This window comes from Sphingobium sp. WR1 (assembly GCF_059693745.1).
Genome location: NZ_JCATID010000036.1, coordinates 19,677 through 37,401, shown reverse-complemented (window position 1 = coordinate 37,401; position 17,725 = coordinate 19,677). Strand labels below are relative to the sequence as shown.

Annotated in this window: 18 protein-coding genes and 1 pseudogene; 14 read left to right on the top strand and 5 right to left on the bottom strand. The window is 62.2% G+C overall.

The genetic code is table 11. The annotated features are described in order from the left end of the window. Window positions 1–74: 74 nt before the first annotated feature. The 4 genes and pseudogenes from AC58EF_RS25745 to AC58EF_RS25730 all read left to right on the top strand — a co-directional run. Window positions 75–878, top strand: a pseudogene (locus tag AC58EF_RS25745) (conjugal transfer protein TraN); the annotation flags it as partial. Between the two features lie 115 nt (window positions 879–993). Beyond that, a complete protein-coding gene (locus tag AC58EF_RS25740) occupies window positions 994–1,767 on the top strand; it encodes a conjugal transfer protein TraF (protein WP_497279300.1) in 774 nt (257 codons plus the stop codon). Continuing rightward, entirely contained in the window at window positions 1,767–3,221 is a 1,455-nt protein-coding gene (locus AC58EF_RS25735; RefSeq protein ID WP_497279298.1) for a conjugal transfer protein TraH, read from the top strand. The genes AC58EF_RS25740 and AC58EF_RS25735 overlap by 1 nt, the downstream gene beginning before the upstream one ends. Before the next feature lie 19 nt (window positions 3,222–3,240). Then, the gene (locus AC58EF_RS25730; protein WP_497279296.1) at window positions 3,241–6,042 is read left to right on the top strand and encodes a conjugal transfer protein TraG N-terminal domain-containing protein; all 2,802 of its coding nucleotides are present in this window, start codon (window positions 3,241–3,243) and stop codon (window positions 6,040–6,042) included. 9 nt (window positions 6,043–6,051) lie between these two features. On the opposite strand, the gene AC58EF_RS25725 is transcribed toward AC58EF_RS25730, so the two are convergent. Then, entirely contained in the window at window positions 6,052–6,264 is a 213-nt protein-coding gene (locus AC58EF_RS25725; RefSeq protein ID WP_497279295.1) for a hypothetical protein, read from the bottom strand. A 94-nt stretch (window positions 6,265–6,358) separates the two neighbouring features. Between AC58EF_RS25725 and AC58EF_RS25720 the strand changes: the two genes are divergently transcribed. From AC58EF_RS25720 to AC58EF_RS25700, 5 genes are read left to right on the top strand one after another with little or no spacing between them, the layout of a single operon-like run. Then, window positions 6,359–6,565, top strand: a complete 207-nt coding sequence (locus AC58EF_RS25720; protein ID WP_497279294.1) for a hypothetical protein — start codon at window positions 6,359–6,361, stop codon at window positions 6,563–6,565. 32 nt (window positions 6,566–6,597) lie between these two features. Beyond that, window positions 6,598–6,798 carry a hypothetical protein gene (locus tag AC58EF_RS25715; RefSeq protein ID WP_497279293.1) on the top strand — a complete coding sequence of 67 codons (201 nt, stop codon included), beginning with the start codon at window positions 6,598–6,600 and terminating at the stop codon, window positions 6,796–6,798. Between the two features lie 12 nt (window positions 6,799–6,810). Further along, a complete protein-coding gene (locus AC58EF_RS25710; protein WP_497279291.1) occupies window positions 6,811–7,722 on the top strand; it encodes a hypothetical protein in 912 nt (303 codons plus the stop codon). Window positions 7,723–7,729: 7 nt separating this feature from the next. Further along, the gene (locus tag AC58EF_RS25705) at window positions 7,730–8,383 is read left to right on the top strand and encodes a hypothetical protein (RefSeq protein WP_497279289.1); all 654 of its coding nucleotides are present in this window, start codon (window positions 7,730–7,732) and stop codon (window positions 8,381–8,383) included. Continuing rightward, on the top strand, window positions 8,380–8,655 hold the full coding sequence (locus AC58EF_RS25700) for an RES family NAD+ phosphorylase (RefSeq protein ID WP_497279288.1): 276 nt from the start codon (window positions 8,380–8,382) through the stop codon (window positions 8,653–8,655). The genes AC58EF_RS25705 and AC58EF_RS25700 overlap by 4 nt, the downstream gene beginning before the upstream one ends. Before the next feature lie 19 nt (window positions 8,656–8,674). Here AC58EF_RS25700 and AC58EF_RS25695 read toward each other — a convergent pair whose 3' ends face one another. Beyond that, entirely contained in the window at window positions 8,675–9,871 is a 1,197-nt protein-coding gene (locus AC58EF_RS25695; protein ID WP_497279287.1) for a tyrosine-type recombinase/integrase, read from the bottom strand. Between the two features lie 333 nt (window positions 9,872–10,204). Between AC58EF_RS25695 and AC58EF_RS25690 the strand changes: the two genes are divergently transcribed. From AC58EF_RS25690 to AC58EF_RS25680, 3 genes are read left to right on the top strand one after another with little or no spacing between them, the layout of a single operon-like run. Further along, window positions 10,205–10,435: a hypothetical protein gene (locus AC58EF_RS25690; RefSeq protein WP_497279286.1), complete on the top strand. Its 231-nt coding sequence runs from the start codon at window positions 10,205–10,207 to the stop codon at window positions 10,433–10,435. A gap of 3 nt (window positions 10,436–10,438) precedes the next feature. After that, on the top strand, window positions 10,439–11,140 hold the full coding sequence (locus tag AC58EF_RS25685; protein ID WP_497279284.1) for a nucleotidyl transferase AbiEii/AbiGii toxin family protein: 702 nt from the start codon (window positions 10,439–10,441) through the stop codon (window positions 11,138–11,140). 48 nt (window positions 11,141–11,188) lie between these two features. Continuing rightward, entirely contained in the window at window positions 11,189–11,659 is a 471-nt protein-coding gene (locus AC58EF_RS25680; RefSeq protein ID WP_497279283.1) for a DUF1810 domain-containing protein, read from the top strand. A 98-nt stretch (window positions 11,660–11,757) separates the two neighbouring features. Here AC58EF_RS25680 and AC58EF_RS25675 read toward each other — a convergent pair whose 3' ends face one another. After that, a complete protein-coding gene (locus tag AC58EF_RS25675; protein ID WP_497279281.1) occupies window positions 11,758–12,360 on the bottom strand; it encodes a hypothetical protein in 603 nt (200 codons plus the stop codon). Between the two features lie 273 nt (window positions 12,361–12,633). On the opposite strand from AC58EF_RS25675, the gene AC58EF_RS25670 reads away from it, so the two are divergent. Continuing rightward, window positions 12,634–13,185, top strand: a complete 552-nt coding sequence (locus AC58EF_RS25670; RefSeq protein ID WP_497279280.1) for a Ros/MucR family transcriptional regulator — start codon at window positions 12,634–12,636, stop codon at window positions 13,183–13,185. Between the two features lie 33 nt (window positions 13,186–13,218). On the opposite strand, the gene AC58EF_RS25665 is transcribed toward AC58EF_RS25670, so the two are convergent. Beyond that, window positions 13,219–13,410, bottom strand: a complete 192-nt coding sequence (locus AC58EF_RS25665; protein WP_497279279.1) for a hypothetical protein — start codon at window positions 13,408–13,410, stop codon at window positions 13,219–13,221. Between the two features lie 153 nt (window positions 13,411–13,563). On the opposite strand from AC58EF_RS25665, the gene AC58EF_RS25660 reads away from it, so the two are divergent. After that, a complete protein-coding gene (locus AC58EF_RS25660; protein ID WP_497279278.1) occupies window positions 13,564–14,034 on the top strand; it encodes a hypothetical protein in 471 nt (156 codons plus the stop codon). Window positions 14,035–14,625: 591 nt separating this feature from the next. On the opposite strand, the gene mobF is transcribed toward AC58EF_RS25660, so the two are convergent. Beyond that, on the bottom strand, window positions 14,626–17,724 hold the full coding sequence (gene mobF, locus AC58EF_RS25655) for a MobF family relaxase (RefSeq protein ID WP_497279277.1): 3,099 nt from the start codon (window positions 17,722–17,724) through the stop codon (window positions 14,626–14,628). Window position 17,725 lies beyond the last annotated feature (1 nt).

Sequence of the window (17,725 nt, the reverse complement as noted above, 5' to 3'; positions counted from 1 at the left end):
TCGACGCCAACGGCCTCATGCCGCTGCTCATCAAACCGCTACCGTGAATCCGTGTCCTGATAATGCACAGGGGCCGTGAGGAATGCCTCGACGATGGCGAAACCTCGCCCGGCTGCGAGGTACGCGAGCGCATCTACAGATGCCCGGTGCCAGGCTCAGGTGGGGATTCCGATGAGAAGCAGTATATCTGCGGAGACGATGTCTATTGCCTCAACGGCGAGTGCGAGACCATCGAGCGCGAAGCCTCGACCGAGCTCAAGGACGCACTGGTCGCGCTTCATGCCATCGGACAGGCGGGCGAGGAGTTCAACCCGGACGAGTTGACGGTCTTCAGCGGCGAGCGCGAGACCTGCCACAAGCCGGTGTTCGGGTTGATCAACTGCTGCGCCGGCAAAGTCTCCGGCGTGCTCACGGTCGGCGCGGGGGCAGCGGCGCTCGCAGGGGGGCCTGCCGCGATAGCCGCGCTGGCAACGCCGTTTCTGACCCTGTTCGCCTGCTCCACCCAGGAGAAGATGCTCGACATTAAGGATCGCATGGGCTTCTGCCACAAGGTTGGGACCTACTGCTCGTCGAGTTTCCTCGGCATCTGCAAGACCAAGCGCACTGCCTATTGCTGCTTCGAGAGTAAGCTTTCGCGCATTCTTCAGGAGCAGGGCCGGATCCAGCTCGGCAAACCGTGGGGCAAGCCGAAAAGCGAGCAATGTCGCGGATTTTCGATCAGCGAATTCGCGAGCCTCGACTTGTCGAAAATGGATTTCACCGAAGTCTACGCCGAGTTCATCGACGCCGCGAAGCTGCCCGATCAAGTTCAGACGATGTCCGACATCCAGAAGAAGATAGAGGAATATTATGCCCGATCCGCTCCTGGCGGCGGCTGATCAGCGCCGCCATTCGCTGCTCCGCATGGTTGGCGCTCGCCGACGCCGGGAGTCCGTGTCCTGCATGGATCGAGGGCCACGCCGGCGCGTGCCCGCGCTTTTGGCAGCCGCAGTGATGGCGTTCACTGCGCTTGCGCACAACCCTTTGTTCGCCGCGGATGAGGAGGGCGCAGGGCAGCCTAGCGGCGATCCTTTCTATTGCGGCGAGCGGCGCCTTGGAACCTGGTTCTATTGTGATCCCGCGCGCAGGCCCCCTCAGGAGAGGGCACAGGCACCGACGGTACCGGCTGCCGAGCAGCTCGCGGCGGTGAGAGCGACGCTCGACGAACTAAAGGCGCGCGCTATTCTCGATCCCAGCGAGGAGAATGTTATCGCCTATGTCCGTTTCCAGCGCGAGCAGCTGGACCGGGCCTCGACCTTCTCCGACGTCTGGCAGCGGGCGATCTGGCAGCACCCGGATATGGACTACACGCTTCAGCGCCCGGTCTCGACCTTGGGCAAGCGGCTGTGGATCGACAATCGCAAGGCCGACCGCGACGCGGTGCTCACGCGTCTGGGCGAGCGTTATGGGCTGTTCTACTTCTACGCGCAGAGCTGTGCTGCGTGCGACGTTGCCGGTCCGATCCTGCGCTCGGTCGCGGACAGCCATCGCCTGACGGTTATGGCCGTGTCAATGGACGGCGGCCCGTCGAAGGACTTCCCCAACTATCTGGTCGATAGCGGTCAGCGCGAACGCATGGGGATTCCCGGCCGGGAAACGCCGGCGCTTGTCCTGTTCGATACCGTGACGAAGCGGACGCTTCCGGTGGGCTACGGCATATTGTCGGCCGACGAGATCATGGACCGCATCTTCACGCTCACCAACACCGAAGTCGGGAGTGACTTCTGATGCGACGCTCCATCCGATCCGCTCTGCGCTCTGTTGCATCTGCAGCGGCCCTTGTCGCCTCGCTCAATCTCGCAGTCGCGCCGCCGGCGCAGGCGGGTGTCGCGAGCGAGATGAATGCTTTCTTCAACGACGCCGGCGGCGCCGCCAACATCACGGGCCCAAGCGCATTCGAGGGCCAGTCGGCGGGCTACTACTCGCTCGGAAACCTGTGGACACGCTTTCCGCAGAAGTCGGTCTCGCCGTTCAATCTTCAGCTCCCGTCGGCGCGTGCGGGCTGCGGCGGCATCGACCTGTTTTCCGGCAGCTTCTCCTTCATCAACACGGCGGAAATCGTCGCCATGCTGAAGGCGACGGCCAACAATGCGCTCGGATTTGCCTTCAAGCTGGCGATTGATTCCATCAGCCCGGAGATCGGCAAGGTGATGGACGAGTTCGCGCAGAAGGCGCAGCTCCTCAATCAAATGAACATCTCGAGTTGCGAGACCGCGCAGGCGCTCGTCGGCGGGATCTGGCCGCAGATGGACACGACACGCGCCACGATCTGCGAGGCCGTCGGCAACAGCCAAGGCATCTTCTCCGACTGGGCGGCCGCCCGGCAGAACTGCAACAACGGTGATCGCCGGGATTCAACGATCGCGTCGAACAGTGATCCTGCGATGAAGGATCAGCTGGTCGGCGAACCCCACAACTATACCTGGGAAGCGCTTCGCAAATCCAACAAGTTCGGCGCCTTCGACAAGGAATTCAGCGAATATATCATGACGCTGGTCGGCACGGTTGTGACAACGCCTTCGACCGATCCGAGCGTTGGAGGCAAGGTCACGATGGTCGGACCCGCAGAGGAGGCCGTGGTCACCGCCTTGCTCGATGGCACGGCGGGCGGCGCGGCCGTCAATATCCTGCGCTGCGATGAAGAGACCCTTTGTCTCAGCATCACGACCCAGACACTCACCATTCCGGAAAGCGCCGCGCTGCGCCCGCGGATTGCATCGATGATCAAGGATATCGCCGCAAAGATCCGGACGGATGTGGCGATCGACGCGGCCGAGAAGCAGCTGCTCAACATGTCGAGCATTCCGCTGTTCAAGATCCTCGCCGTGCAGTCGGCCGCGCGTTACACGTTGACCGACGGCGAGATCCAGACGCTCGCCGAAATCGTGTCGGTCGACATCCTGAACGCAATGATCGACAACATGCTCGATCGCGTCGAGCAGGCGAAAATCCACTATCAGACCTTCGACCAGGAAACCGCCACACAGTGGCGCCAGCAGATCGCAACGACCCGGCAGAAATTCCAGCAGCGCGGGGTGCGGCTCGACCAGAAGCTGCAGGTCACCATGCAGATCATCGACCGTTCGATCATGCTTGAGTCCACGCTGCAGAACACGATGACGCCGGGCATGTCGGCCGCGCTCAACTTCTCGCGGGGTCTCAGTGCGCAGGGCCTCCAATAGCGGGAAGGGAGGGCCGGCCATGCTCGAAGTCTTCACGATCGGCGGCGGCGAATACATCGTCAACACCTTCAACGCCGTCGCGGCCTGGGCGGGGGGAGGGGGCTACCGCTCGATGCTGCGCGTCGTCATGGTGATGGGCCTCATCTACTCGCTCCTGGTGGTGGCGTTCAGCCTCGACTGGCGGGCCTGGCTGAACTGGTTCCTTCAGGCGACGGCCATCTACATGTGCCTGATGGTGCCGACCGTCAGCATCAAGGTGACGGATCACCTCAATCCCTCGCTCGCGCCCTCTACGATCGACAATGTCCCCATCGGGCTCGGTGTGATCGCCAGCTTCACAAGCCAGGTGGGGGATTATCTCACGAAAACGGCCGAGACGGTGTTCGTCATGCCGACCGCGCTCAACTACACGACCAACGGGATGGTCTATGGCGCGCGCCTGTTCGACGCGACCCGCAACCTGCGCATTCGCGATGCCGAGTTCGCCACCAACCTCGAGGAGCACTTCAAGGCCTGCGTCTTCTACGACGTGATGCTCGGCTTCAAGTCGATGACCGATCTCGCCAATTCTCCGGACCTGTGGGCCGCAATCGGACCCGGCTCACCAGCGCGTTCACAGATCTGGATCACTCGCATATCCGGCGGCGCTGTCGAGAGCCATATCCGGACATGCAACGATGCCTATTCGGCGCTCGACGCGCAGTGGACGCCGATGATCGAGGCGAGCCTGCCGATCTGGGGCAAGGAACTCTATCCTCGCCTCAGCAATGCTCTGGCCGCCCAGAAGCTTCGCGATGACGTCCCGGTCGTCAACCAGGCCTTCACCGGCTCTGGGGGAAGCCATGTCGGAATTCTCCGGCAGAACACAGCGATCAACGCCTTCATGCAAGCCCGCAACTCCATGGCCGGCGGATCGGGCGCGGCCGCGATCGACACGTTCGCGACGACGCGCGCTGATATCCAGGCGCGGAATACATACGGCTCGATTGCGCAGCAGGCCATGAGCTGGGTACCGGTGCTCAACATCGTCTTGACCGTGGTGTTCTTCGCCATGTTCCCGGTCATCTTTCCGCTGTTCCTCATGCCGAGGACCGGCGTGCCCACGCTGAAGGGCTACACGGCCGGGTTCTTCTATCTTGCGGCGTGGGGACCGCTCTACGTCGTGCTCCACATGATCATCATGGGGCGGGCGACCGGTTCTGCCGCGGCGATGGCGCCCGGCGGCGTGACGCTGTCGACCTTTGCAGGTATCGGTGCCGTGAATGAGGAGACCGCGACGATCGCCGGCTTCCTGCTGATGAGCGTACCCTTCCTTGCCGCCGGCATGGCGCGGGGCGCCATGGGGATCGCGAGCCATTCGATGGCAATGCTGGCTCCTGCGCAAAATGCTGCGGAAGCGGCCGCTCTCGAACAGACCACGGGCAACTACTCTTACGGCAACGTCAGCTACGGGAACACGTCTGCCAACATGCGCCAGTCGGACCAATGGTCGACGGCGCCGAGCTACATGGCTGGCCAATCACGACTGGATTTCCGGACCGATAACGGTTCGATCATCTCTAACTACGGCACTGGCCAGGACGTGATCGACACGACGGGTGCGATCTCGCGTCTGGCCTTCACACCGACCATGTCGATGAACAGTGTCGCGGAAATGCGCGAAGTTGCGTCCGAGGCGCGGCGGCAGGCCGAGGCCTATCGCAACACGGCGACCTCGCTCTTGACCGCCACTGACCGCGACGCATCGGTTCACACTCGGTCGAGTGAAACGACATCGGGCGTCGAAAGCGCCAGCGGCTCACAATCGGCCACATCCGTCGACCGGTTCGACCGCCGGACGGCGAACACGTCGGAAGGCATTGAGCAGTCCAACGCCGACACCGACAGGTTCTCCGTCACGGACAATCGCGGACGTCAGGCGATTGTGCAACAATCCGTCGAAGGATCGGTCGGCGCCGGACTGGGCGGTCGCGGGCGTGCTGGTGGGGGCGGCGGTGGCCCACTTTCTGGTTCGTTGGGAGCGAGCACCTCTGCGCGTGGAACGCAGCAGTCGGATTTGAGCCACTCGACCAATCGCAATATCTCCAGTGAAGATCGCAGCGCATCGTCGAGCAGCTTCCGCGATGATCATGCGAGTGGGTCCAGCGCCAGCGAATCCGCTGGCACCTACGATCGCTCAGGGAGTTTCAGCCGGTCTTCAGTCACGGACTCGAGCGCGAGGATTTCCGAGCAGAGTCTTGCCCTGGCCCAGTCCTACCAACGGTCGGCCGAGAAACTCGACGAGATCGCACAATCGTTGTCGCGCGACGCTAGCTATGCGGAATCACATGGGCTCAATCTGAGCGAGAACCTGAGCCAGGATCTTGCTCAATGGTATCGCGCGGAACAGGCGCGCAACCCCGCAATCAATGTTCCCGATCTCTGGGCTACCGACTTGTCAGCGCATGATCGCGCCACGCGGAGCGCCATGATCGAAAGGTGGATGGACGATCGCCTCGAGGACATCCGCGATGAGATCCGGTCGGAGATTCACGAGCCGAACCTTGTGTCCGTCCAGCGTCCCGATGTCGCGTCGGAGAGCGACGTCCGCGGCCACTACTCGCCTTCAGGGGGTGGTCGCCGACCCCCGGGGCCCGGAGGCGGAAATGATCAAGGCGCGGCGGCGGCGATCATCGATCATGGCCGCAAGGAGATCGACGAAGGCCGAGCCGTCGCGCAGACGGCGAGAGCTGTCAACAGACAAGGGGGCTCACGCGCGAGGTCGGAAGTATCGGACAGTCAGAACGTCGGTTTCTTCAATGACCCTAAACTGCGCGATTGAAGAACGAAGTCATATGATAGTCGAGACAAACGCAAAAAAGGCAAGAATGCCAGCAACAAAAACGATCCCAAGCACTGTGTGCCATGCAGCCGGCGCACGATGGACCTCGCCTGCAGAAGCATCCCCGGGGAGGTACTCGGTCCAGTCGACCTTCGTCGCGTGGACAGCACCAGCAGGAGAGTCCTTTGTCGCGTTGTAAGTGTCCCAATCGAACCGGCTCATCGAACCAACCTCCTGGCTCGAACATAGCACGAACGACGATAATCTCAAAAGCAAATGCATGCCGAGGCGACACGACGTCCAACAGGGGTGAATGATGGACCAGAGAGGATCAGAACTCGACAAGCTGCTGGGCGATCCAGCGACAAGTTTCTGGCTGAAGGCCGCGCTGCGCGCCGCCTTGGCACGCGATCCGCTCGACGCCGAGCGGGACGCCGGGACGCTCTACCTCGTGCTGCGCTGCCGTGCTGAGCAAGCGTTGAAATTTGACGTCACGCCGGCCCGGCCTCGCCTTGATCTTTAGTGTGCCGTCGTCGGCTGGAAAAGGAGACAAAGATGGGATGGGAATTCGAACAGGCCGGCAAGTTCGGCAGCGAAAAGGCGGCCGACGAATACGCGCGCCGCAACAATCTCGATCCGCGCGATGTGCAAATCACGCGCAAGGGCGACGAGGTCGAGCTCAATGTCCGCCGATCAGCCCTCGGAGGCCGGAAGCTGCGCGACAATGGCGAGGGCCGGCGGGATGGCTGGGGCTGATAGGGGGGAACGATGAGCAAGAAAATCAACCTGTACAATGAGCTTGCCGCGTATCTGAGCCCCGATGACCCGGCCGCGGGTGCTCAACAGATCGATACGGCAATCCTCGCGCAGCAGCGCGCGCGCTATGAGCCGAGGAATCGGACTCAAGCAATCTTCTGGCTTGGCACTGTCCTTTATTGTCTAGGCCTTACCAATATCGCGGCAAGCGTCGGATGCTCGCTTGATGCCGAACTGCGGACCACTCCCCTGGCGAGCCTTGCCAGCATCATGGCATTCTGGGTCGCTGTGATCATCGTCGCTGTCGCCATCAGCCTGATTACCATTTCGAGGATGTCCTATCTGGTGGACGAAGGGTACGTGCCACGGCCACCGCGGCCGATCTACGAATGGCTGGTAGCACACGGCAAATCCGACCTTCGCTATTGGCACGAAATCTATTGGCCCCATGTGAAGGTCCGCGCGCATCGCAAAGAGTTTCTGGGCTTTGTCCTCTGGGGCAAGAAACCCCGGCCGGCCGATGAGTATCGACGAATTCCCGACCGGCAGCCGCCTGCCTCGACCCGAACCGATCCGCATTGGGCCTATCTCAACAGCGAGGAAGGGCGGGCGGACTGCACGTCCTATCTGATCGAGTTCGAGCATCGTATGCATGACTGGCGCGGCCTTTGTGTCAAAGGCACCCTCGCTGTGATGGTGGCGCTCTTCGTGCTCATCTGGCTGCCGATCTACCCGCCAACCTTGGGAGGGCGCCTGCTTCGAGTAGGGATCATGCTCGCTTTCATTGCTATATCGGTGCTTCTTGGCTTCGGCCTCGCGACGATACCGATGCGATGGCTCCCTGCCGGCATTAGGCGCTACTGGTTTCGACACTTTCCACCAGAGGCAGCGCAGTTCCGAGATCACATGATCGCGCTCGATTGAGGCGGCGATGGGCATTGATGATCGCGACTATATGCGTGAGCGCTACAGAGCGCGCGCGAAGGGGACGGTCTGGAACGACCGCATGGCCCGTCTCGAGGCGACCTGGTTCCATCGAGGATCGAGCCCCTCCGGCGCCCGGCGCCACTCCGGCTCGATACAGGCGAGCGCTGGCTGGCCACCGCGCTGGCTGACATTCACCGTGGGTATCCTGCTCGGTCTCACCGCGACATGGTACTGGACCGAAGGAGGCTGGCCGGTCATCGGGAAGCCTGCGGTCGCCTTTCCAGCCTCCGGAAGCGTGACCTTCAATCGGCAACTCGACCCACGCACGGCGACTTCACGCATGAAGGTGATTGCCGGACGGGCGAATGCTGTTGTCCAGCTTTTCGCGCCGGAGTCGGACGCGCATATCCTTTCCGTCTATGTTCGCCAACGCGATACCATCACGGTGCCGGTGCCGCCGGGGCTATTTCGGATGCGGCTGATCGAAGGGCAGACATGGTATGGACGGGTCCGCTATTTCGGGCCGTCCACTCGCTTTGAGACTGTCCGCGCACTGCAGGCGTTCGCCCCGGACAAGGGCGGCGGGATCGACCTTCGCCGATCTCCGGCAGGGACTATGAAGACGAAGATCGAGCGGCGATCGCCACCACCCTTGTGACAGCCGATATGCACGATGTTTCCGCGATGTGCGAAAGCCATCCCGGCTACCATGATCCAGGAAGCTACGCTATGTCACCGGCACTGGCTCGCGAGCTCCGTGACATCGGCTCGAATGGCATCCCGCTGAGCGTGCGCGTCGGGACAGGAGAATGCGTGACCGTATTCCTTCCCCGGATTCTGTCCAATTGCCGTCAGGAACAGCATCTCTGCTATGTTCGGGATAGACGGGCGATATCGACCGTGTATGAGAAGCGAAACCTCGATGTCTAAACGAACTCGAAATCTCCCTTCAGCGGCGGGCCTTGGAGAGCACTCGCGCCGCGACATTGCTTCGAACTGCAAGCTTTCGGCCGTATCGCAGAGCTGTGGCCGGGGAACTCCAGCGGAGCGCTTGGGCGATGCCGACCCCATCTTCGCCTGCGGCGAAGAGATCCTGGGTGAGGCCGACGCGCAGCGAATGGGTGGACAAGGCCTGTATCGCGCCTCGCAGATCGCCTGTCGGCAGCATGACCAATCCCTTATCGTAAGCGGCGAGCGCCACACGGCGATAGATGCCGTTGACGCCCTGCCGGGTGAGAGGCGTCTTCCCGATGGAATAGGTCGTGCGGGCCAGGGCGGTTTCCGGCTCCGCGTCCTGCGCGCGCCGCCGATCAACCCCGACCCTTCGGAACAGGGGGCCTTCTTCGATACCGCTTGCTTCGAGCCACGCGTGGACGCGCCGCATGGTCTCGGCCGATAGCCATGCCCAGGCGCCTTCCTGATCCTGGTCGGTCTTGGAGAAGGGAATGAAGAGCGTCGCCGAGCCATCCTCCTGGGGATCGATACACGTCTTCTCGACCACGGTGAGCTCGCTGACCCGCAGGCCTCCATCATAGCCGAGCGATAGCAAGGCGGCATCCCGCAACCCCTGCAGATCGCCGCCACAGGCGTCGAGCAGCGCGGCAAGGGTGAAGCCCTTGGGGACATGCGAATCCAGCGCCTTGCCGAGCCGCAAAGGCGCAGCCTGGCGCTGGATCGCCCCTCTGCGCCGTCGAACCGCCTTGAGCACGGCGCGCACCATCGGCGCGTCGGTAGGCGCGGCATCGCCCGCCAATCCCACCAGGCGATGGACCGAGCCGAGGCTCGCGATGCGCCGCGCAAGCGTCGCGGGCTTCTTGCCCTTGGCATCGAGCGCATTCACATAGCGCACCATATCTTCGGGATCGGCCGGCAGCGGTCTCCGGCCTTCCTCGCCGCACCAGTCGCGCCAGCAATCGAGATCGGCGGCGATCGCCGCCTTTGTCGCGTCGGCCATGGCCGCCAGCGTCGTCTCGATCCCGAGCTGGCTGATCGGCGGGAGATCGGCGGGCACGATGCCGCCGATCGCGCGGAGCAGCCGCATATCGACGGCTTCGGCATCCGGGCTCCGCGATCGGGTCGGCAGCGCGGCGTCCGTCCTGACGACGACGATTTCCGCGCCCGAAAGACCGGCGGGTTTCCCGGTCATCGCTTGCTATTGGCCTTCGCGCCGGGAGTTGCGATCGCGCGGCACACATGTGCCGCGTCCTTTGACCGTCGTGCCTGCGATCGTCATTTTTGCCCTTCCCTGCTAGCCAAGCGCGCCTATACTTACCATAACCTCTCATTATGGTAAGTGAGAAAATCGCGCGGGGAGGGGGATTTTAGCGGCAAAGTTGATGGTTCATGCCCGGTCCGGCCGGACAGCGAATTGGCGTGATTCTTGTTTTGATAACGCTGAAGAGCTATATGGGCTGAACGATCGACTGGAGCATAGTTCGGATTTGAAATGGCAAAGGCAGCAAGCTTGGTGTTGGCGACGGTGAACGCTCCTTATGGGGCGAACCTTTCCGCGCATCAACTCGCCGCGCTGATCGCCGACCCCAATAGCGCGAGCGACTTCAACGCGCCCGTATTCTCCTTCTTCTCGGAAGTAACCCCGGCTCTGCAATTGCAGTTCGTCGAGGAAATGGGTGTCGATGCCGATAAGGTCTGCGCGGTCGCTGGCCAGTTCTCCGACTTGTCGGGCTACGCGCTCCCGCTGGCAGCCTAACGCATGGTCGAGCGGGGCCCAAGCCAGTGGCCAGTCCTGTTCGACCTCGCGATGGAAATCTTCGGCCATTTCGAGAGAGCCATCGGTTTCGTGCCCTCATGGAGCTTCGGCGGCGGTACGGCGCTCATGCTCCAGATCGACCATCGTGAAAGCCACGACATCGATATCTTCCTCGATGATCCGCAGGTCATGCCTTTTCTCAATCCCGTAACCCAGGATTTCGCGCTGACCCGTCTTCCCGACGAATATAAGAGCGACGGAACGCAAGCGCTCAAACTGGCCTATGACGCACTGGGCGAGATCGACTTCATATGTTCGTCCTCTATCCTTGATGTGTCCAGCGAGCGCCTTGAGATACGAGGGCAGATGGTCGACCTCGAAACCCCAGCCGAGATTGCAGCGAAGAAGGTCTACTTCCGGGGCTGGAACTTGCAGCCACGCGACATGTTCGACCTGGCTGCCATCGCCGAGCATCATGGCGACGACTATGTCGTGTCGGCATTGCGCGAATGCGGTCACGAACGATGCCGCAGGGCGCTGGAAGTCGTCGAGAAGGTCAACCCGAAAGCTGTCGAGACGGTGATTGGCCAGTTGCTGTACCGGGAGAAGAACAGCCATCTGGTCGCGGATGCGCAAGCGATTACGCATCGAATTTTGACGGCGTCACTTACCGACAAGGCAGAGCATGTCGGCAGTGAAGATTGAAGATTGCCCGAAGTTCACGCTCCCGGTCCGGGTGTCGCTGGAATTTTTATGACCGGCGATCACTCCCTCGAACGCTTCGCCGAGATGCAGATGCTCACTTATGCGCCGGCACTTGCCGAAATCCGCCGTGGCAAGAAGGTCACCCATTGGATGTGGTGGATTTTCCCGCAGCTCGCGGGCCTGGGGCAAAGCTCGACTTCACGGCAGTTCGCGCTTCAATCGTTGGATGAGGCGCAGGCCTATTTCAATCATCCGGTCCTGGGGCCACGGTATATCGAATGCGTCACAGCCTTACAGGACCTGGCAACCAATGATCCGATTGCCGTTTTTGGCACGGTCGACGCGATGAAACTTCACTCGTCGCTGACATTATTTGAAGCCGCCAGCACTCATCCCCTGATCGCGGCAGCACTCGACCGCTGGTTCGGCGGAACACGCGATCCGAGAACGGTGAAGCTTCTCAAGGCGAAGACCTCACGGCGCGTTCGCCCCAGCGAGACCGGCGAACCCAAAGGCTAAGGGCAAGCCCTCGCACTGAACATGGAAGGCGGCCGCCGCTCAGGCCGGCTGCAGTACGGGCGCGAGGAGCCGTTCGGCACGGGCCGAACCATATTCCTTCACCGCGCCGCCGCCGCTCGAGGTTGGCCGTGTGCACCGCGCACATAGGGTTTCCGCTGGTTTTCGCTGGTGGCGATGCTCGGGTGAAGCGCGGCGCGGACAGTGTCCGTTACCGTATAGACCGCATGGCGCTGAGCGCCGCGGTTCTCGTGGTCGACCCAGCAGCCCTGGTAATGGCGCTTGATGAGACCTGCCCGCACCAGCTCCGATACGGCGCGGCTGATCGCGGTCATGCCGGTCTCCCGGATGCGCTCCCCAACCTGGGCGTCAACAAGGCGCTCAGCCTCGTCCCGGTCATCCGGCAATTCCCCTTTGGCGTAGAGCGCCGCGCGGACTTTGTCGGCGGTCACCCGGCGGTGATGATAGCGCGCTCCGCTCGGCGCGATTGCCGCAGCCAGCCACTCCCGGATCGGCACCAACGCCTCGCCGTCGCGAACGAGAGGGCCGGCCTGCCCATTCGGGCGGGCGACACGCGCGATAAAGTCCAGCACCATGAAGGTATAGCGCGGCCGCGCGGAATGCTCCGCAATCGTGCGGACTATGTCCGGCATGCTTGTCGTTGGCTGGGACGCCGGCGATGCGAAGAGGTCCTGCTGGAACATGGAACGAATCAAGCACAAAGCGGGACTCTTGTGAATCCCCCAATTGCTCATGAAGACCGGCGAACCGTGCTTTTGCCACCTATGTCACTTTAGCTCAGTGCTTGAGGGGTAAAGTGACATAGATGTCATTCGTTACTGCATCAAAAAGTGGGTGTTTCCGGCACAATTCTCCATGATGCGGGACGCTGCGACGCTTGTTGCGAAGGAAGCCACTTCCCGCTAGCCACACTGCTTCACCGATCCTCTCTGCCTAGCCTGGAAAGCCAGCAAAGCATGACCGAAGCAACCGAACGCGACAGCACACTCATCACATTGACCGCCGACATCGTGGCCGCGCATGTCACAAACAACAGTGTTGCCGTGAGCGATCTGCCGTCGCTGATCCAGAATGTGCACGATGCGCTCAACCGTATTGGCAAGGCCGATACGGTGCCGGAAGCGAGACAGGAACCTGCGGTGTCGATCCGGGCTTCGGTGAAGCCCGACTACATCGTCTGCCTCGAGGATGGCAAAAAGCTCAAGATGCTGAAGCGGCATCTGATGACGCACTATCAGCTCACGCCAGCCGAATATCGCACCAAGTGGAACCTGCCTGCCGACTATCCGATGGTAGCGCCCAACTATGCCGAAAAGCGCCGTGCGCTCGCCAAAAAGATCGGTCTCGGCCGCAAGCCGAAGGTAGCGTCCGCTCCTGCAGCCAGGACGAAAAAGGGACCAGCGGCCGGCAGTCCCACGCAGGAACGCGGCCCAGGCCGGCCGCCTCGCGCAAAGCGCTCTGTTCTCACACCAGCCTTTGCGTCGCCGAAGGACGCCAACGCGGGCTAAACGCGGAAATCAGCCCGAAAAGGCGGGTCGGCGTCATGTCATGCGGCGGCGGCGCGGTCCGACATGTTCGGCAGACACCTCGAGATCGACAGCAAGCTGGGTAAGCGTACGATGCGCTCCGAGGCGCTGGAGGCCATCCAGCCGCGTATCGCGCTTCAGACTGTCTATGCGCGAGCGCACGAGCGAGGCGGCGACGCGAAGCGTGTGAGGATCGAGTTCGGTCATGGACCGAACTATAGCGCAATTGAACATCCGATGCGATCATCTACGGAAGGTCCTTGCGGAAAGAAAACCGCTGAAACTCGGGATGATAGACTTGAATATGGGATATGACAGCCTCGTCATCGGCGATATGGTCAATCACCAAGAGGGGGCGCTATGACCTTTGAACTTATCGACAAACTCGTAACGGAAGAAGGATATGCCTTCCAGAGTTGGCAGGATCACTATGGAAAGGGTGTTTGGGCCGCGCTCGGATTTTGGCAGGACCATGTTGATATTGTGCGCGACCTGTCTTGGAACAGCGAGGACCAGATCGTGTTCCCAGCGATGGATTACGTCTTTTCCGCAAATTGGCTCCCGGTCGTGACGGGTGGATCCTTTACCGAAGCGGTGCAGAACTTAGAGGAGCGCCTAAGGCTCCTGCCTCAGGACCAGCTTACTCGCTATAGTGAATGGACGAAGGTGGTGTGCAAGGCGCTGCTGGACTTGCGTGAAGCACATAGCGGGCTTTACCGTAATGGCGAACGTATAAAGTGGCCCGAACCGCTTGACGATCTTCCCGAAACTTTTGAGGCGGCCGTCGAATGGCTTGCGGCATCCGAACGCGCGTGGGTGGGAGAGCTTTAAGCAAAGCGAGACATGCCCTGCGACATGCGATCTGGCATCGCTACTACTCCGGCGAGCGTGATTGATAGCTCGGCGGGCACTCCAAACGACCATAACGCGGGACAGCTTGCCCCGCCGCCACCTGTTGGCAGGAGAGATCGCCGGCCTCGTTCCAGCACTGCAGGACAGGTCGTCCGTAGCGGTCGGTGTCGAGCTGACGGCACATGATGTTCCCCTTCGCAACCAGCGCGCGCAGATTGTCTCGGCTATCGTAGGGATCGCCCGGCACGCAGGTCCGGCCGGGCCGGCAGGCTCCGGGCATTTCGGGCGCGTCTATGCCGTAGAGCCGTGACCGCCCGAACCCGTCGCACCGAATGTAGTCACCATCGTAGACATAGGGCCGCACACACGGGACGGCTATCGCTTCCCGTTGTTCTGGCCTCTCGCCGCAGCCACCCAGGGCCGTCGCCGCGATGAACAGGATCGCGGCGGAGAACTGGGACCGAAGGTCGAAAGAACGAGCATGTCGGCGGGCCCAGGACATACGATCCCGGAGGGGATGTGCCAGATTCAGCCTCGCGACATGCCCGAGGCGCGGGACATCCGGACCGCTCACAGGTCGAGCCCCAATGTCCGCTCGGGTAGCGGCGGCAGGCTGTCGAGATCGATGGGGTCAGGATCGGGCGCCCGAAGATCGTTGCCCGGCTTCGCCTTCTTCCCCTGCCCTTCGCCCCCCTGCCTGTCACCCTTGGGATCGTCTGGCGACCAGCCCTCGATCGGCGCCGCGAGATCGTCGAGCGGGATTTCACCTGGGTCGAAATCAACCGTCTCGCCCAGCATGCCCGCCAGCATCTCGGCCGATTGCTCGCTTCGCCCATCGACGTCGATCTTCCCGGTCGTTTCCAGAGCGGACGTCTTGTTCCCCGGCGTGCGCTCTATCTGCGCAATGAGGCGGTCCTTGTCATCGACGACAAGCGTCAGCGCATCACGCACGCGGGTGACTGTGACATTGAACAGCCGCTGGTTCGAGAGAAACCGCTCGAAAGACGACATGACCGCGATCGCCTTGTCGACGGTGATGCCCTGGGCCATGTGCATGTTCAGTGCGTAGGCCAGATCGAGGCGAGAGAGCATCGGATCGCCGTGCGGCAGCATGAGCTGCTCGCGCGACGTCGTCTCGACGGTCACGCCCGCCGCATCGATCCCGATAATCTTCGCCAACGCGCTGTTGTCGAGCCCGCGCGCCTTGTCGTTCGCGGTCCAGCGGATTGCCTCCCCTTCGTGGATCGCTATCGATTTTGGCTCCGAGAGCCCGAGCCGGTCCTCGCTGACATGCGGCGAGAGCTTTTGCGGGTCGATCCGGAACCGGCGTTTTCCGTCGGATAGCTCGATCATCCCGTTCTTTTGAACCTTCACGACGTCATAAAGGCCCTTGCCGAGCCCGAGTTCGTCGGTCCGGAACATAACGTCGAGCTTGAGGCCAGCCCGCCAGTTTTGACTGTAGCGCAGCTCTTCGCGGGTGAGGTTCACGCGCTCGAATATCGTGAGCGCAAGACTGTCCTTGCCGAGCGTCCCCTCTGCGGTCAGCCCTTCCTGAATTCGCATATTGATATGCTCTCGCGCCTCGCGGCCGGATGCAAAGAGCGCCGTTCTTTCCCGTTCTTCGGGTGCCAGCTCCAGCCACATATCGGCTGCACGGTCGATATGGTCCTTATCCTCGATCACATTCTCGCCAAGGACCCTTATGGCCTCTCCCGATTGGCCGCGATCGGCGAGCGCTGCGACTACAGGCAGAATATCGCCCTGTTGGCGAAGATTCTCGTCCATTCGGGCGATGGTCACGCCCGCCGCCTGTACCAGTGCGAAGGCCTTACCCGCGTCTATCGAGGATATCTGCTGCCGGTCACCGATCAGGGCGAGCTTCTCCACGCCCAGCAGGTTGGCGATCCGCTCCAGCTTCAGCGTCTGCTCGCTGGACACCATGGAACTCTCATCGACAAGCAGGACGGTATTCCTGAGCGCTTCACGCGCGGCCTCATATCGTGGCCCCTCCTGCCTGTGCAAAACATGCTGGTGGCGCAGGAGGAAGGAGGCGATCGTCTGGCTGGGAGCGCCGATCCCGTCCTGAAGATCGCGCACCATCTTGGTCTGAAAGGCCAGCCCCAGGACATTGTACCCCTCGGCTCTCGCGATATTAGCCGCCGCGTGGGCCACCTCGACCACCGCTTGCAGCATCGTCGACTTGCCGGCCCCAGCGATCCCCTGGACAGCGACAATGCGGTCGCGCGACGACACGATCATGGCGCCGGCCGCGAGCTGGCCGGCATTGAGCGTCACCTTCGAGGCTGCCTGCAAGCGCGCGGGCGCGTCGGCCGCGGCAATGATCGGTTCGACTTTCCCTTTGCCCTTCTCCATTTCGGAGATGATCGCTTCCTCGGTACGGATTGCTTCGGGCGTCGTTGCCATGGTGACGATCCCGTCATGACGATGCGACTTGCCCGGGATCAGGGCGCCCTTCTCCAGCAAATTCCCGATCCGGCCCTCGACATGGGTGATCGTCACGCCCTTGAGGCGCAAGTCGAGCGCGGTCTTCGCCAGCACGTTGAGTTCCCAGGCCGCCTCGCGCTGCGAGAGAATCCGGACCGCCGAGGCAACCGCAAGCTGCGCACGCGCCTCGACGGGCGATTGTGTCAGGCGCGCGAGGCCGCGGTCGACCAGGGGGTCGTTGGGGCGGAGGAAGTTGGCCACCATCCCGCGCGCGGAACGGATGGCCTCGCTGACCGCTTCATAGCCCCGCGCGATGATGCCACGGTCCGGATTGCGGGTTATGCGCTGGACCGCCGCCGCCATCAGATCCTTGCCGTCGAATCCGACTGTCGCGGCCTTGTCGATCCACTCCCGGCCGAGCGCTTCGCGATCGCCCACGCTGAGCTTGGGATCGCGCGTGTTCTTGGTGATTTCTCGCAGACCCTCGGCGGTCCTGATGCCGAGCTCGAGCGCCTTGCCGAGAATGACCGCGCGGCGCTGGCTGAACAGCTCGAGCACCTCCTTGGCGACGCCGGCAATCTCGAAGGTGCCATGCTTTCCGGTCGAAGTGACTTCATAACCCAGCTTCTCAATCCGATCGCGAAAGAAGGCATGGTAGATCGAACCGATCACGCTGTTGTTCTTCCAGAGCGCGCTGTTGTGGAGCGCCTGCCATTTGCCATCGGGCATCTTCGTCAGGTTCGCGATCACGGCATGGATATGGCCCTGCGGGTCGAGCGCGCGGCTCGTGTCGTGCTGGAATAGAGCATAGACGAGATTGCCGGTGCGGATCGGCACCTTGCGCCCGTCGATATCTTTGCGGCCCTCGGCGAGGTTCTTTTCGACCCAGCTCATCGTCGCCTTGACCGCCTCCATATGGGCCGCAAGGATACGCTTGTCGCCGGCAATATAGGCCATCACTGACGCGGACTTCGGCATCGAGAAGGTCATGTCGAGGCCCGGCCTGCGGTTCTCGACCTGGCCGACCTTCTCGCCATCTGGCAGCTCTCCGTTGAGTATCTTTTCGAACCCTTCCTTGCCGACGTCGCCTGAAAGACCGAGGTCGGCACTGCCCTCGCCCGCCCAGCTGCTCGCCTCGGAGGATTCCTCCAGCGTGTAGTAATTGTCCTTGGCGAAATAGCCGGCGGCGCCGCCAGCCGAGCGCACCGCCGCGATCGACAGCATC